Raw genomic sequence first — 15129 nt, 5'->3', positions numbered from 1 at the left:
CTCGCTGGGGTCAGGCGCCGCTGGCCGGGGCCTGCAGGGTGTCTTCGGTGGCTTGCACGGCGGCGCCGTCGCTCAGGCGCAACTGCCCGGACACCACTACCTGGTCGTCCTCGCGCAGGCCCTGCTCGATCACCACCCGCCCGGCCTGGCGTTCACCGGTACGCACTGCCACGCGCTGTACCACCAGGGCATCGGCGGCGGCATCGTGGCGGGCGACGAACACCGTGTCGCCGTAAGCCGTATAGGCAACGGCGGTTTCCGGCACGGTCAACACCTGGCCGTCATCGGGGCTGGCTACCTGCACGCTGGCATACATGCCGGCCGACAGGCGCGCATCGGGCTTGGCCAGGGTGGCCTGCACCTGCACCGTGCGCGAACGGCCGATCAAGGGGTCGATGGCGGTGATGTGCGCGGTGAAGGCCTTATCGGGGAACGCATCCAACCGCACCTCGACCGCCTGGCCGGTGCGCAGCTGGGCGCTGAGCTGCTCCTCGAGGGAGAAGTTGACGTACAGGCTGCGGGTGTCGATCAGGCTGACCACCGGGTCGCCGACATTGAGGTACTGGCCCTGGTTCACCCGCCGGATACCCAGGCGCCCGTCGAAGGGTGCGCGCACCGCCTTCTGGGCGATCACCGCCTCGGTACGGGCCAGCTCGCCCTGGGCCATGTCGCGGGCCGCCAGGGCGTTGTCCAGCTGTTCCTGGGTGGCGGCGTTCTCGCGCAGCAGGTCCTTGACGCGCCGGTAGTTGGTCCGCGCATTGTCCAGCTGGGCCTTCAGGCGCAGGCGCTCGGCCTGCTCCGGGGCATCGTTGAGGGTGACCAGCACATCACCCTTGCGCACCTGCTGGCCGGAGCTGAAGTTGATCGCCGTCACCCGCCCGCCGATCTCGGCCGACACCAGCACCTGGTGCACCGCCTCCAGCTCGCCGACGCCGGCGAAGGCGCGTTTCTGCGGTGCTTTCTGTACCGTGGCCAGGGCCACCTTGACCAGGTGCCGCGGCGCGGCTGCCGTGGCCTGGGCCTGCCCGGTGTGGCGCCAGGCCAGGCCACCGGCGGTGGCCAGGGCCAGCACCAGGGCACTGCTAAGTATTGCCTTGCTATTCATTGCGCGTCCTCGCCTGAGGCCCAATCCAGGTTGAACAGGAAGAACGCCAGGGTCGCCCACAGCACCAGCACCAGGTGGGTGAGCTGCAGGCCTTCCTGGCGTATCCAGTAGCCGAACCACAGGCCCCCGAGCAGCATGGCGAAAGTGAAGGCGAGGAAGGCGCCAAGTGCCAGGTTCAACCAGGCCCGGGCCAGGAGCGGATCCTGGGCGACGATCAGCCCATAGGTGCCGACCCAGGCCGCCAGGCTGGCGACGATCTGCAGCAGCAGGATCACCAGCAGCGCGGCGCGGGCCAAGCCTGCCGAATGACAGGCCCTGCGCAACAAGGGGAATTCGATGGCCGGCGGCTGGCGCAGTGGCGCCATGGCCAAGGTGGCGCCAATGGCGCCGACGGAGCTGGCGAAGGCCTGCAGGTTGTTCAGTACCGCGATGCTCAGCCACAACGCCAGGCCCACGGCCTGGATGGCTTGGAACAGCCACAGGGAGGTGTGCAAATCCATATCAACGTCCGTATTGATGGCCTGGGCGGGACGCCAGGCAATTACACAAGAAAACGCTTGGATATTAGAGGCAGCCTTGCCGATACACAAGCGCCCCTATTACAGGGGCGCGTGTTGCCAGGGAAGTTGATGCGGATCAGTCGGGAGACATTTGCAGGGCTGGAGGTGCCAGGAACCGGGATTCTGGGTCAATGGAATGCCTGCAGGAGCGGCTTTGACCGCTCCTGCAGAAGGCGTGGTTCACGCCTGCCCAGGCACCCGAGTCAGGGCTTCGCGAAAGCGCTGGGTACTGGCCAACGCCAGCGCCAGGCCGACAACCGCCACGCCGCCCCCCACCAGGCCGATATGCGCCACGCCCACCTGGCTGCTGACAATGCTGCCAAGCAACGCACCGCCACCGATACCGATGTTGTAGATACCGGAGAACAACGCCATGGCCACGTCGGTGGCATCCGAGGCAAGCTTGAGGGTCTTGGACTGCAAGGCCAGGCTGAAGCTCAGGATCGCCACGCCCCAGACCATGCTCAGGGCGGCGAACACCTGGAAATTGCCCGACAGCGGCAACAGCAGCAGCAGGCACGCGGCAAGCGCGCCGATGGCGCCCACCAGGAAGCCATGGGGGAAACGCTCGCTGTAGCGGCTGAACAACACCGAGCCGAACACGCCGGCACCGCCGTACAGCAACAGCAGCAACGTGGTGTGTTCGCCACTGATCCGTGCCACGTGCAGGGCGAAGGGTTCGATGTAGCTGTAGGCAGTGAACTGCGCGGTAATCACCAGGGTTACCAGCATGTAGGTGATCACCAGCGCCGGACGCTTGAACAGCACCGGCAGGCTGCGCAGCGAGCCGGAGTTCTGGCTCGGCAGCAGCGGCAGCGACTTCATCAGGCAGAGCATGGTCGCCAGCGCCACCCCGGCGATACACAGGAAGGTAATGCGCCAGCCCAGCGCCTCACCCACCACACGCCCCAGCGGGATGCCCATGACCATCGCCAGGGTGGTGCCGGTGGCCAGCAGGCCCAGCGCCTTGGCCTGCTGGCCGGGCGGCGCCACGCGCACCGCCAGCGACGCGGTGATGGCCCAGAACACGGCATGGGCCAGGGCGATGCCGATGCGGCTGACCAGCAGCATGGCGAAGCTCTGCGACAGCCACGACATCAGGTGGCTGACGATGAATACCAGGAACACCAGCAGCAGCAGGCGGCGGCGTTCGATGTTGCGGGTCACCAGCATCATCGGCAGCGAGGCCAGTGCCACCACCCAGGCGTAGATGGTCAGCATCAGGCCGACCTGTGCGGTGCTCATCTCGAAGCTGCGGCCGATATCGCTGAGCAGCGCCACCGGGACGAACTCGGTGGTATTGAAGATGAACGCCGCCAGCGCCAGGGCGATGACGCTCAGCCAACTGCCGCTGCCGGCGGTGGGAGGCATGGAGGTGGGGACGGGACCATTCATGTGAAGATGTTTTTCTCCGCGGACAAGGCAACAGGACGCGCATCGCCTGCCCAGGTTCCAGGCCGGTGACGCACGTTTTCTTATTGAAAGGATGTCCGGCATGGTACGCATCAAGGCCGAGCCTCACAACCGCGGGCGCGGACGGAGTACCATGCGCGCCTGCGTGCACCCTTTTGTCGCACATCACCTACCCTGCGGAACAAGGAGTTCGATCCGCCCATGGACAAGCAGCACCCCCAGCAGCAATGGCGCGAGGCGGTCATCGCCTATGCCGAGGCCATCAACCGCTATGTCGCGCAGGGCCGCGCGCAAGGCTGGGACGATCTGGAGGAACCACAGGCGCCGGCCACCGAGCATCTGCTCGACGCCTGGCAGGCGGCGCTGCTGGCGATAAACCGCCCGGGCACCGACGAACAGCAACGCCAGTTGTTCCGCGAAGCCTGGCCCCCGGCGCATCTGCCGCTGTTGCCATTGCTCGACGAACAGGCCCAGGGCATCGGCAACCTGCTGCTGCTCGACGACGGCAGCCTGCTGGTGCGCATCGGCATGCCGTTCGAGCGCGGCCAGGTGCTGCGCCTCGACGGCCAGGGCGTCACCTCGGTGATCGGTGTCGAGCACTTCGGGCGCTGCCCAGGGCGGCGCTACTTCGCCCTGGCCAACGCCGAGGGGGTACGCGTGACCGATGGCTGGGGTGGCCCGCAAGTGGCCCGGCTGGCCTGGCCCCATGGTCTGGAAGGGTTACCGGCGGGTTACCCGTTCGACCCCTTCGACCTGCCGCCGACGCCCACTGCGCTGCTGCCCTTCCCCGATGGCCAGCGGGTCCTGCTGGTCAGCAGCGACGGCATCTTCGTGCTTGCCGCCGCTGGTGCCACGCGCCTGCTGCCACGCGAGGACGACATTCTCGAGGAGCTGCGCCGGGGCACTGACCCGGACGACATCGCCCTGGGCCTGACGATGGCACATGCCGCACTGTCACCGGACGGCAGGCTGGTCGCCCTGGGCGAACAATGCGGCCGTCACCTGGTGCTCGACGAGCAGTTCAGGCGCATCGCAGAGGTCGGCCCGGCCAGCGAGTACCCGCACTTCGCGCTGTTCAACCGCCGGGGCGACCAGCTGATCCTCAATGCTTGCCACTTCTATCAGGGCGGCACCGTCGGCGTGCGGGTGGCCGACCTGCCGGAGCTGGATACCGGTTTCTACAGCAATGACCCGCGCACGCCACTGCTGCAGGACGGCGCAAGGGTCTACGCCGGGGTGGCCCGCGATGGCGAATACATCGTCGGTGACGCCCATGGCTACCTGCGCGCCTTCGGCGAGGACGGCCACGAGCACTGGCAGCACTATCTTGGTTCGACGATCAGCGCCATGGACATCAGCGCCGACGGCCGCACCCTGGTGGTGGCCAGCCATGCCGGGTTCATTTCGCAGATCGCGTTGGATCGTGGCCGACCGCAGTGGCAGATCGGCACGGGGGCGCATGCCGAGGTGCGGCGCTGGTTGTGCTGGAAAGGGTTCGACCGGCCTCTGGCCTGGTAGATCGCTGGCGCGCGCCGGCGGCAGGGATCCGTCTCAGGAAGCCGCCGTCGCCTGCCCGCCCTCCTCGAGCCGCGCCGCATAACGCTGCGCCAGCACCGCGCAGACCATCAGCTGGATCTGGTGGAACAGCATCAACGGCAGGATCATCGCCCCAATGCCACCGCCGACGAACAGCACCTGGGCCATGGGCACGCCGGTTGCCAGGCTCTTCTTGGAACCTGCGAAGAGAATGGTGATGCGGTCCTCGACATTGAAGCCCAGCAGCCGCCCGAGCAGCCGCGTGCCGAGCAGCACCACCGCCAGCAGGATCCCGCACACGGCGAACAGGCCCGCCAGGTGCTGCGGCGACACCGTGTGCCACAACCCGGTCACCACCGCCTCGCTGAAGGCGGTGTACACCACCAGCAGGATCGAGCCCTGATCCACCAGTTTCAGCCAGCGCGCATTGCGCTTGACCCAGGCACCGATCCAGCGGCGGGCGATCTGCCCGGCGACGAAGGGCACCAACAACTGCAGGGTGATCTTCAGCACCGCGTCCAGCCCGGAGCCGGTGTCGCCCGAGGCGCCCAGCAACATCACCACCAGCAGCGGCGTGAGGAAGATCCCCAGCAGGCTCGAGGCCGCCGCGCTGCAGATCGCCGCAGGCACGTTGCCACGGGCCAGCGAGGTAAAGGCGATGGCCGACTGCACCGTGGCCGGCAAGGCGCACAGGTAGAGCACGCCCAGGTACAGCTCATTGCCCACCAGCGGCACGAACAGCGGCTTGAACGCCAGCCCCAGCAGCGGGAACAGCACGAAGGTGCAGGAGAACACCAGCAGGTGCAGGCGCCAGTGGCTGGCGCCGGCGATGATCGCCTCGCGCGACAGCTTGGCGCCGTGCAGGAAGAACAGCAGGCCGATGGCCAGGTTGGTCAGCCAGCCGAACAGCACCGCGCCCTCGCCTGCGCACGGCAGCACGGTGGCGATGAACACCACCCCGAGCAGGGCCAGGGTGAAGTTGTCGAACAGCATGCGCAAATATCTCATCACAGATTCCGCCTTGTCTTTGTGCAAGCCTGGACGATAAGGTCCCGGCCTTTATGCCGCTAACGCCGGAACCCCCGTCAGTGTCGCCCAACGGACAACCCGGCGACTGAATCACGAAAAGGAACCTTGCACCATGAAACGTCCCCCGCACCTGCTGCTGGCCACTGCCCTGACGCTGGCCGCGCCACCCCTGTTAGCAGGCGACCTGCAGCACAGCGTCGATGGCGTCATCCAGCCGCTGATGCGCGAGCACGGCATCGCCGGCATGGCCGTGGCAGTGTATGCCAATGGCCAAGCGCACTATTTCAACTATGGCCTGGCCGACAAGGCCAGCGGCCAGGCAGTGACCCGCGACACCCTGTTCGAGGTCGGCTCGGTGAGCAAGACCTACACCGCCACCCTCGCCGCCCTGGCCAGCGCCGAGGGCAAGCTCGACCTCGCGGCGCCCGCCAGCCGCTACCAGCCCGGCCTGGCCAAGGCGCCGATCGGCAGCGCCAGTGTGCTTGAGCTGGGCGCCTACAGCGGCGACTGCCTGCCACTGCAGTTCCCCGACGAGGTGCAGACGAAGGAGCAGACCCTGGCCTGGTTCCAGCACTGGCAACGCCGCGCCGAACCCGGCACCCAGCGCTGCTACTCGAACCCCAGCCTGGGCCTGTTCGGTGACCTGGCAGCCCGCGCGCAGAAGCGGCCATTCGCCGAACTGATGACCCAGGGGCTGCTGCCTCGATTGGGCCTCGAGCACACCTACCTGGAAGTACCGGCCAACGCCCGTGGCCTCTATGCCCAGGGCTACGATGCCAAGGACAAGCCGGTACGGGTCAGCCCGGGCCCTTACGCCGAGCAGGCCTACGGCATCAAGAGCAGCGCCAGCGACCTGTTGCGCTATGTCCAGTTGCAACTGCAACCTGCCGCGCTCGACCCTGCCCTGCGCCAGGCCATCGCCATCACCCAGGCCGGTTACTTCCAGGTCGGCGCCATGACCCAGGGCCTGGGCTGGGAGCGCTACCCCTACCCGGTCAGCCTCGACACCCTGTTGGAATACAACGGTGCCAAGATCATCCGCGGAGAAAACCCGATAAAGGCGTTGAACCCGGCGCTGCCCGCCGAGCCTGCCGCCTGGTACAACAAGACCGGCGCCACCGGTGGCTTCGGCGCCTACGTGGCATTCGTGCCGTCGAAACAGATGGGCATCGTGCTGCTGGCCAACCGCAACTACCCCAACGAGGAGCGGGTACGTGTCGCGCAACGCATCCTCTCAAGCCTGGAGCCATGACGGCCGATTCCTGGCGCCGGCGAACGGACTCGACAGACACAACGAAGAGGATTGTCCGACAAGATGTAGTGACTAAAAATAATCACTACAAAACGGTTGACGCCCTTCCTGCGCCTTGGGCATGATGAGGCCGTCTCCCTGATCGGGAGCGGTGGCAAGGGTGTTCCAGACGGCCTGCGCGGTAACGCAGGCCGTCCGTGGAGAGGGAAACTGCCCAGAAGGCAGCGTGAGAAAGCCCCTGTTGCGAAGCTGCTGTAGCAGCCTTGGTTAGCGCGCTACATGGTGTGGCGCCAATGTGAACTTCAGACGAACTTCACCAACGAATGTGAGTAATGGGGGCTTTATGATGAACTTGAACAACAATCCAACCATCGACCAACTGGCCCAGCTGTTCGCCGCGCGCAAGGACAGCCTCGACGACCACCTGCTGTGGGTCAGCCAATCCGGCGAGGTCCGCCTGGATCGCCTGCCGCCGAACACGGTCGAAGACGAGTTCGAATCGCACATGCCCAGCATGCGCGCCCGTTTCAAGGTCTACCGCCGTGGCCAGGGCTACGTCGGCAAGAAGGCCGCCGCCGACACCTCCTTCGTCGGTCGCGTACTCGAGACCCTGCAACAAGAATGGCCTACCGCCCGTGAGCGGCAGGCAATCAAGGTGATCGACGCGTTGAACTGATACCGCGGCTTTACACCGTTTCTTGAGCCCGGCCCGACAAAGGCCGGGCTTTTTCATGCCTGGCGCCTGCGCGGCATCGCTTCCGGCAGCGGCAAGGCGCCCGTGGCCAGGGCGCGGGCACGGTCAACGCCCCACACCAGGGCCCGTGTCATGGTTTCGCCCGGACGCGAGGGGTAGTACTCCTCCAGCAGTGCCTTGCCGTCGCGGGCGTACAGCCCGAGAAACAGCTGCGTGGCGCCAACCCTGGACAGGCGCACCTGCACATCGATGCTGGTGCCGTCGCTCAACTCCTCGTCATGGCTGCGGCTGTGCAACTGCACATCGGCCCATTGCCAGTAGGTCTCTTCCCTGATTCGCATTGAAGTCGATACTCCGTGTCTGACATGCCGCGCAAGAAAAGCACAGCCTCGAACCGGCGGCGAGGGGGACGCGCCGATACCATGAGCGGGATCAAGAAATGGCGGGAAATGCGTGCCGTTGGGCGGTTTTGCAGTGTTCGGACCAACATGATCGCGGGGCAAGCCCGCCCCCACAGATTTCTAGCAAGGTCTGTGGGAGCGGGCTTGCCCCGCTAATGTGCTGTTTCACTTTTTCGACGGGACACGCGGCGTGAACCGCCCCTTCTTGGCCCGTTGCAGGTGCGCCGGCTGCAGTTGCTCCGATTCGTCCAGGGTCATGTTGGCAAAGCCCAGGCGCAAGGCCGCTTGCCCGCAGCGCACCTGGCTGTTGATCGGAAACGCATCGTTCAGGTCTTCAAAAAAAGATTCGCTCATGCCCTGACTCCCTCCAATGGCGACCGTGCCGGCAGGCAATGCACCTGCCTAGTGAAGCAGCGGCCCGTTGAAGTGAGACTAGCCGGTCATTTGCAGACCAGCCGGACAAAAACTCCTTGCCCGACCAGTGGCAACTGGCCTTACTTCAAGCGCACCGCCGTACCGGTGGCGAACACCACGACCATCCCGCCCTGCACCGACGGCATGCTGATCTCGAAGTCCACGCCCACCACTGCATCGGCTTGCAACTGTCGTGCCCGCGCCACAAGCTCCTCGGTGGCCTGCTCACGGGCCAGCTTCAGGGCGCTCTCCAGGGTCTGCGAACGGCCACCGAAGAAGTCGCGAAAGCGTGCGAAGAAATCGCGCACGAAGTTGATCCCCTGCACCGATTCGGCGCTGACCACGCCGAGGTATTCGGCAACGGGGCGGCCTTCGAGCTGGCTGGTGGTGCTGATGATCATGGGTGAAGCTCCTGGAACAAGACAAAAGAGCACGATCCTAACAAATCCTCCGCGGCCAAATTACACAAGCAACTTCTTGAATAATGATTTTCCGGCTCCTAGACTCCCAGCGCAGGATCACGCAAGGAGCCTTCATGACCGCCATCCCCGAACAGCCCCCCGCACGCTGGAGCGAATTGCTCAGCGGTGGCAATGCGCTGCGCTCGATCGCCCTGGCCGGCGGTGTCGCCCTGCACGCCGTCAATGTCTATATCGTCACCACGCTGCTGCCCACGGTGATCGACGAAATCGGCGGGTTGGCCTTCTATGCCTGGAACACCACCTTGTTCGTGGTGGCCTCGATCATCGGCTCCACCCTTTCCACCCGCCTGCTGGCCCGCGGTGGGCCACGGGTCGCCTACCTGCTGGCACTGCTGGTGTTCACCCTCGGTTCGGCAGTGTGCGCAATGGCCACCAGCATGCCGCTGCTGCTGATCGGGCGCAGCGTGCAAGGCCTGGGCGGCGGCATCCTGTTCGCCTTGAGCTATGCGCTGATCCACTTGGTGTTCGAGAGCCGCCTGTGGCCCCGCGCCATGGCCCTGGTCTCGGCGATGTGGGGGGTGGCCACGCTGTGCGGCCCCGCCGTGGGCGGCGTGTTCGCCGAGGGCGGGCACTGGCGCTGGGCATTTTGGTCGCTACTGCCGGTGGCCGCCGCCCTGGCGCTGATCGTCTGCCTGCGCCTGCCGGCGCGCCAGGCGCTGGACGACAATGGCGCACGCCCGGCCTATGGGCTGATCGCCTGCCTGGTGGCCTCGGTGTTGGCGATCTGCGCGGCCAGCCTGGCCGACTCACTGTGGGTCAACCTGGCCGGCATCGTCGCCGGGCTGGCCATCGCCGCGCTGATCGCCCGCCTCGATCCCCGTGCCCGTCACCACCTGCTGCCCACCGGCGCCTACAGTCTCAGGCAACCGATGGGCGCGCTGTTCGCCATGATGTGCCTGCTGGTGGCGGCCATCACCACCGAGATCTATGTGCCCTATTTCCTCCAGCGCATCCATGGCTTCGGCCCCCTGGCCGCGGGCTACCTGACGGCCGTGATGGCCGCCGGCTGGACGGTCGGCGCCCTGGCCAGCGCCGGGCGTGACCGCGATGGCGGCGCCTGGCAGATCCGCTGCGGCCCGCTGCTGGTGGCCCTGGCGCTACTGGCCCTGGCTCTGCTGACACCCGCCGTGGCGTGGGTGGCCAGCACGCCGGGCCTGGCCGTGTTTGCCCTGGCCCTGGCCGGCGTGGGCCTGGGCATCGGCCTGGGCTGGCCGCACTTGCTTACCCGCGTGCTGCAAGCGGCGCGCCCCGGCGAGGAAAACCTCGCTTCGGCCTCGATCACCACCGTGCAGCTGTATGCCACCGCGCTGGCCGCGGCCCTGGCCGGCCTGGTAGCCAACAGCGCCGGGCTGGTCGAGCCCGGTGGCGTCGAGGGCGCGCGCCGGGCGGCATTGTGGCTGTTCGCCGTATTCGCCTGCGCACCGCTGCTGGCCCTGCCATTGGCGCTGCGCCTCACCTCTGAACGCAAGGAGTGACCATGAAGGAATCCAAGGAAGTCTACGAGCGCATCAGCGAGCAGTTCGAAGACTTCACCAGCCACGCCAGCCAGCGCGGGGTCGAGGTCGACACCTTTCGCTACATGGCCGGCGAAGTGATCGGCGAGGAGATCCTCGACCTGGCCTGCGGCCATGGTTTCTTCAGCCGCCGCCTGAAGGACTGGGGCGCGGCGCGGGTGCATGGGGTGGACATCTCGCCGAGCATGATCTATCAGGCGCGCCAGGCCAACGACGGCATCGCCTACGAAGTGCGCGACGTGGCGCAGATGGGCCGCATCGGCCAGTACGACAAGGTTACCGCCGCCTGGTTGTTCAACTACGCCGGCAGCGTCGAGGAGCTGCGGCGCATGTTCGAAAGCGTCGCCCTCAACCTCAAGCCGTCCGGTCGATTGATTGCCTATACCGCCAACCCGGCCTTCGACCTGGCCCGTGGCAATTTCACCGAGTACGGCATCCGCGTACTGGACGAACAACCGGTCGAAGGCGGCTTCCGCTGCCAGGGACAGTTCATGAGCACGCCGCCGGCGGATTTTACTTACTACCGCTGGCACAAGGCGGTCTACGAGCAGGCCGCCCATGACGTGGGCCTGCGCAATGTGCGCTGGATCGCCCCGCTGATCAGCGGCATCCGCAAGAAGGCGCATCCGCCGGGGTATTGGGACCTGTTCGAACAGAACAGCCTGCAAGTCGGGTTGATCTGCAGCCGCTGAGATCGCTGGCGCCGCCAACGCGGCGCATCGCCGGCAAGCCGGCTCCCACACCGATCGCGTCCAACCTCAAGCCATGCGCCATCTTGTAGGAACCGGCTTGCCAGCGATGGGACGCACAAGGCGTCCCCGCTCAGACCTGCACCAGCCACTCATCCACCAGCCCTTGGCGCGCCAGAACCTCGCACCACGCAGGCTGCGCCTCGACCTGGACTTCATTGCAGTCGAGCGCGTACAACGCCTGCAACACCCGCTGAGCATCAACCTCCTCGATCACCTGGCAGCGCGCCCGGGCATAGCGCCCGTCACGCATCGCCTGCGCCGTATGCAGCACCAGCGTCGGAGCAAGGCCATCCAGCACCTTGGCCGAGGCCGGGCAATCGAGCCGCTGATCAACCACCACCCGCAACGGAGTCACCGGCTCGACTCGCTGTGCCGGAACCTGCGCCAGCAGCGACGGGTCGCAGGCCTTGACCCAGTCACAGGTGGTCAACAACGCCGAGGCCCTGCCCCGCCAGTGCTCCAGCGGCGCTTGCTCGTCGCAATGGCTGAGCATCGCGCCCTCACCCATCGCGCCAATGGCCAACGCCGCCGGCCGCAACACCCGCACCCAGGGGCGCTGGCGCTCGATGCGCGAAAAAAACCCGCGATTGAGTGCTCGCGCCGTGGGACAGGGCATGGCCTCGACCGCAATGCCCGCTTCGCGCAGCCGAAGCGCACCGATGCTCTGCGACGCATCGGCACTGGCCGTGACCACCCGGCGCACCCCGGCGGCCACCAGGGCATCGGCGCACGGCGGGGTGCGCCCATGGTGACCACAAGGCTCGAGCGTCACATAGGCGGTGGCCCCGCGCGCCGCCGGGCCTGCCTCCTGCAAGGCGAGCACCTCGGCATGGGCGTGGCCGGCGCGCTGGTGCCAGCCGCGCCCTACCACCTGGCCATCGTTGACGATCACGCAGCCGACCCGCGGGTTGGGCATGGTGCTGTACAGGCCCTGGCTGGCGAGCGCCAGGGCCATGTCCAGGTAATGGCGGTCGAGCGCACTCACGTGCGGACCAGCGCCAGCAGATAGCGGGCCTCGCCATGCTGACGCTCGATCACCTCCAGGCCCTGCCAAGTGAAGCCATGGGCCTCCAGTGTCTGGCGGATGCCAGCGTCGGTGAAGAAATAGCCCTGGCGCTGGTTGTCCATTTCCCGCCACCCCGCCTCGGGGTGGGCATCATCGACCCCGAACACGTTCAGCCCGACCAGCGCGCCGGGGCGCAACAGGCGGCGCACATGGGCCAGGTAAGGGCCCCACTCGTCCGGGTGCTGATGGTGGAAGCAGCCGTTGTCCAGGGCCGCGTCGAACACCGTCCCCGGCGCCGGCTGCCAGTCCTGCATGGCCTTGTTCACCAGGTCGAGGCGATCACCCCAGCGCTTGCGCAGCAGTGGCCAGCTGGAGTTCTCGACGATATCCAGCCCGGTGACGCGGTGCCCGGCGAGGATAAAGGTGGAGGCATCGCGGCCACGACCCACGCCGATATCCAGCACATGCTGGTCACCCTGCGGGTCAAGCCGCTCGAGGAAAGCCTTGGCCGCCTGGATCATGCCGATATCCCACGACCACTCGTCCTCGCCGTGGCTGTAGCGGTGCACGAACGAAGTGTCGAGGGCCTTGCGGTAGTCGCCCTGGGGCATGAAGTCGCTTGCTTGCTTGCTCATCGTGCTGCTCCTTCAGGATGCCAGGCGGGCGTCGATGCCGTAGATGCGCCCGTCATAGGAACTGGCCAGGAACGCATCGCTGGCCGCGTCATGGGTCAGGCAGGAAATACCGCTGGCGGTGGGCCGCTGCACCGGCAGCCAGCGCCGCGAGGCCAGGTCGAACAGCGCCACGGTGCCGTTGTAGGCGGCGGTGGCGATCACCCGGCCATCGCTGGAGGCGGCGATGCACTTGATCGAGTGCTGGTGCGGCGAATCGAACACCTCGTCGCCGGTCTCCAGCCACAGGCGCAACTTGAGGTCGCGGCCGATGCTGGCGAAACCGCCGGTGATCGGGCAGCAGCCGTTGGAAATGCGCGTATGCGCCGCCTCGATGTGCCGCACGCAACTGAAGTCGGCAATGCTGTGCAACGCGGCGTCGGCCGAAGCGCAGACGCTGAACAGGTGACGCTCGTCGGCGGCCACGCCCTTGATCGCGTTGTCGTGCATGGGGATCGACGCCACCAGGCGCAGGCCGCCCTTGCCGTCATGGCCGAACACCAGGCCTTCACCGGTGTAGGTGCCGATCAGCGCCAGGTCCTCGCCCTGCTTGACGAAGGTGGCGCCACAGTTGAGCGGCGAACGGTGCTGGTAGAGCATGCGCCCGGACAGGCCATCGAACACCTGGCCCATCTGACCACCGGTCAGCAGCAGCGGCCCGAACGGCAGGAGGAAGTTGCACAGGCTGCCGACACAGGTCACCGGCTGGTCGTCACGGTGCAGGATACCGGCGTCGCCGATGCTGTACTGGCGCTCTTCGCTGCGCACTACGGCATTGATGCTCACCGCCGGCTCGATGCCCGACACCTGCCACTGGTCCTGCTCGTAGTTCCAGGTGGCGTAGCGCGAGCCGAAGGTGGCGAACACCAGTTGCTCGTCGCCGACGAAGGCGCAGCTGCGTGGCCAGACGATGCTCGGCAGTGCGGTGCTGCGGCGCTTGACCAGGTTGCGCCCGGCGTCGAAGGTCCAGAGTATCGCCGAGCGATCGTAGCTCAGGCTCACCAGCAGGCGTTTGTCGTCGTTCCAGACAATGCGCTTGATCCCTGCGGCATGGGCCGGCACGGTCTGCACCTGGCCGTCGGCGATGATCGAGATACGCCCCTCGTCATCGCCGGCGAACACCACGCCTTCGCGGGTGATGGCGATGGTGTCGGTTTCCACGCCGCCGATGTCCACCTCGTCGCATTGCTGGCCGCTGCGGGTGTCCCACTGGCGCACGGTGCCGTCATCGCTGCTGGAGATCAGGCGCTGGCCATCCGGCGACCAGACCACCGAGATCACGTCGGCCTGGTGGCCATGGAATGCCTGCAGCTGCACGCCATCGAGGTCGAAGATGCGCAGCACGTGGTCACGCGAGCAGGTCGCCACACGCTGGCTGTCAGGCGAGAACACCGCCATCTCGACGTCGTCGTTGTGCCCCTGCAACACGGCCTTCAGGCGCATGCTCGGCACTTCCCAGATACGCGCGGTGTAGTCGCTGCTGGCGCTGACCAGGTGCTTGCCGTCGCTGCTGAAGGCGCACTGGTTGGCCAGGTGGTCATGGTGCACACGGTGGATCGGCTCGCCGGTGGCCGCGTTCCACAGGATCACCTGGTTGTCGTAGCCTGCGGTGGCGACGAAGTGCGCGGCATGGGCGGCGATACCGCTGATAGGGCCAATGTGTTTCATCGAAAGATCCTTTTTCGCTGGGGGTCAGAGCTTGATCGAATGGGCGGACTTGACGGCCTTCGCCTGCAGGTAGTTGCGGTTGTGGTTGGTCAGGAACACCCCGGTGGGTACCTGCTCGATCACATCGATGCCGCCGGCGCGTAACTGGGCGACCTTCTCCGGGTTGTTGGTCAGCAGGCGGCACTGGTCCACGCCCAGGGCGCGCAGGATCTGCACGGCAGGGTCGAAGGAGCGCGAGTCAGCCAGGTGGTTGAGGCGCAGGTTGGCTTCGTAGGTGTCCAGGCCCGAGTCCTGCAGCAGATAGGCCTCGAACTTCGAGTACAGGCCGATACCGCGCCCTTCCTGGCGCAGGTAGATCAGGTAGCCGCCGACCTCCTTGAGGGTGCGCAGGGCCTCCTGCAGCTGCGGGCCGCAATCGCAGCGCTGCGAGCCGAACACATCGCCGGTGATGCATTCGGAATGCACCCGCACCAGCGGCACGTCGCACTGATCGCGCCCGATACCCACGGCGAAATGCTCCTGGTCACGCTCGAAGCCGTGGAAGCCGAAGAAATGAGCATCGACATCGCCGCCGAGGATGGAAATCGGCACGATGGTGTGAAGCGAAACATCCTTGTTCATGGAATCAGACC

16 protein-coding genes are annotated in these 15129 nt (G+C 66.5%); 5 read left to right on the top strand and 11 right to left on the bottom strand.

The window, feature by feature from the left end; genetic code table 11:
* Positions 1-10: 10 nt before the first annotated feature.
* The 3 genes from DFS21_RS10205 to DFS21_RS10195 all read right to left on the bottom strand — a co-directional run bounded on the left by DFS21_RS10205 (position 11) and on the right by DFS21_RS10195 (position 3060).
* On the bottom strand, positions 11-1105 hold the full coding sequence (locus DFS21_RS10205) for an efflux RND transporter periplasmic adaptor subunit (protein WP_111532237.1): 1095 nt from the start codon (positions 1103-1105) through the stop codon (positions 11-13).
* On the bottom strand, positions 1102-1605 hold the full coding sequence (locus DFS21_RS10200; RefSeq protein WP_111532236.1) for a DUF2165 family protein: 504 nt from the start codon (positions 1603-1605) through the stop codon (positions 1102-1104). Before DFS21_RS10200 ends, DFS21_RS10205 begins: the two co-directional genes overlap by 4 nt.
* A 240-nt stretch (positions 1606-1845) precedes the next feature.
* Positions 1846-3060: a sugar transporter gene (locus DFS21_RS10195; RefSeq protein WP_111532235.1), complete on the bottom strand. Its 1215-nt coding sequence runs from the start codon at positions 3058-3060 to the stop codon at positions 1846-1848.
* A 219-nt stretch (positions 3061-3279) separates the two neighbouring features.
* Here DFS21_RS10195 and DFS21_RS10190 point away from each other — a divergent pair, with 219 nt between their 5' ends.
* On the top strand, positions 3280-4596 hold the full coding sequence (locus DFS21_RS10190; protein WP_111532234.1) for a hypothetical protein: 1317 nt from the start codon (positions 3280-3282) through the stop codon (positions 4594-4596).
* A 33-nt stretch (positions 4597-4629) separates the two neighbouring features.
* Here DFS21_RS10190 and DFS21_RS10185 read toward each other — a convergent pair whose 3' ends face one another.
* Positions 4630-5622: a bile acid:sodium symporter family protein gene (locus DFS21_RS10185; protein WP_110701567.1), complete on the bottom strand. Its 993-nt coding sequence runs from the start codon at positions 5620-5622 to the stop codon at positions 4630-4632.
* Between the two features lie 133 nt (positions 5623-5755).
* Between DFS21_RS10185 and ampC the strand changes: the two genes are divergently transcribed.
* Positions 5756-6895, top strand: a complete 1140-nt coding sequence (gene ampC, locus DFS21_RS10180; protein WP_111532233.1) for a class C beta-lactamase — start codon at positions 5756-5758, stop codon at positions 6893-6895.
* 343 nt (positions 6896-7238) lie between these two features.
* Positions 7239-7571 (top strand): hypothetical protein, encoded by a 333-nt coding sequence (locus DFS21_RS10175; RefSeq protein WP_046855208.1) that lies wholly within the window; start codon positions 7239-7241, stop codon positions 7569-7571.
* Positions 7572-7624: 53 nt separating this feature from the next.
* Here DFS21_RS10175 and DFS21_RS10170 read toward each other — a convergent pair whose 3' ends face one another.
* The 3 genes from DFS21_RS10170 to DFS21_RS10160 all read right to left on the bottom strand — a co-directional run bounded on the left by DFS21_RS10170 (position 7625) and on the right by DFS21_RS10160 (position 8805).
* Positions 7625-7930, bottom strand: coding sequence for a hypothetical protein (locus DFS21_RS10170; protein ID WP_110701563.1), 306 nt, complete (start codon positions 7928-7930; stop codon positions 7625-7627).
* A 225-nt stretch (positions 7931-8155) separates the two neighbouring features.
* The gene (locus DFS21_RS10165) at positions 8156-8344 is read right to left on the bottom strand and encodes a hypothetical protein (RefSeq protein ID WP_023632482.1); all 189 of its coding nucleotides are present in this window, start codon (positions 8342-8344) and stop codon (positions 8156-8158) included.
* A gap of 140 nt (positions 8345-8484) precedes the next feature.
* The gene (locus DFS21_RS10160) at positions 8485-8805 is read right to left on the bottom strand and encodes a YbjQ family protein (RefSeq protein ID WP_023632483.1); all 321 of its coding nucleotides are present in this window, start codon (positions 8803-8805) and stop codon (positions 8485-8487) included.
* Between the two features lie 134 nt (positions 8806-8939).
* On the opposite strand from DFS21_RS10160, the gene DFS21_RS10155 reads away from it, so the two are divergent.
* Together DFS21_RS10155 and DFS21_RS10150 are read left to right on the top strand one after the other, a co-directional pair.
* Positions 8940-10361 carry an MFS transporter gene (locus tag DFS21_RS10155; RefSeq protein WP_110701561.1) on the top strand — a complete coding sequence of 474 codons (1422 nt, stop codon included), beginning with the start codon at positions 8940-8942 and terminating at the stop codon, positions 10359-10361.
* Positions 10362-10363: 2 nt separating this feature from the next.
* The gene (locus DFS21_RS10150) at positions 10364-11092 is read left to right on the top strand and encodes a trans-aconitate 2-methyltransferase (RefSeq protein ID WP_102685054.1); all 729 of its coding nucleotides are present in this window, start codon (positions 10364-10366) and stop codon (positions 11090-11092) included.
* 130 nt (positions 11093-11222) lie between these two features.
* Here the strand turns inward: DFS21_RS10150 and ribD are convergent, their stop codons facing one another.
* Genes ribD through ribA form a run of 4 tightly spaced genes read right to left on the bottom strand, consistent with a single transcriptional unit; the run spans position 11223 to position 15118 of the window.
* The gene (gene ribD / locus DFS21_RS10145; protein WP_111532232.1) at positions 11223-12137 is read right to left on the bottom strand and encodes a bifunctional diaminohydroxyphosphoribosylaminopyrimidine deaminase/5-amino-6-(5-phosphoribosylamino)uracil reductase RibD; all 915 of its coding nucleotides are present in this window, start codon (positions 12135-12137) and stop codon (positions 11223-11225) included.
* A complete protein-coding gene (locus tag DFS21_RS10140) occupies positions 12134-12793 on the bottom strand; it encodes a cyclopropane-fatty-acyl-phospholipid synthase family protein (RefSeq protein WP_110701559.1) in 660 nt (219 codons plus the stop codon). Before DFS21_RS10140 ends, ribD begins: the two co-directional genes overlap by 4 nt.
* 12 nt (positions 12794-12805) lie before the next feature.
* Positions 12806-14497, bottom strand: coding sequence for a WD40 repeat domain-containing protein (locus DFS21_RS10135; RefSeq protein ID WP_110701558.1), 1692 nt, complete (start codon positions 14495-14497; stop codon positions 12806-12808).
* 24 nt (positions 14498-14521) lie between these two features.
* Entirely contained in the window at positions 14522-15118 is a 597-nt protein-coding gene (ribA, locus tag DFS21_RS10130) for a GTP cyclohydrolase II RibA (RefSeq protein ID WP_102685058.1), read from the bottom strand.
* Between the last annotated feature and the right edge of the window lie 11 nt (positions 15119-15129).

The sequence above is a fragment of the Pseudomonas sp. 2848 genome (assembly GCF_003253945.1).
GTDB lineage: Bacteria > Pseudomonadota > Gammaproteobacteria > Pseudomonadales > Pseudomonadaceae > Aquipseudomonas.
Note: the sequence above shows the minus strand (reverse complement) of the source record. Positions and strands in the feature narration are given on the sequence as shown.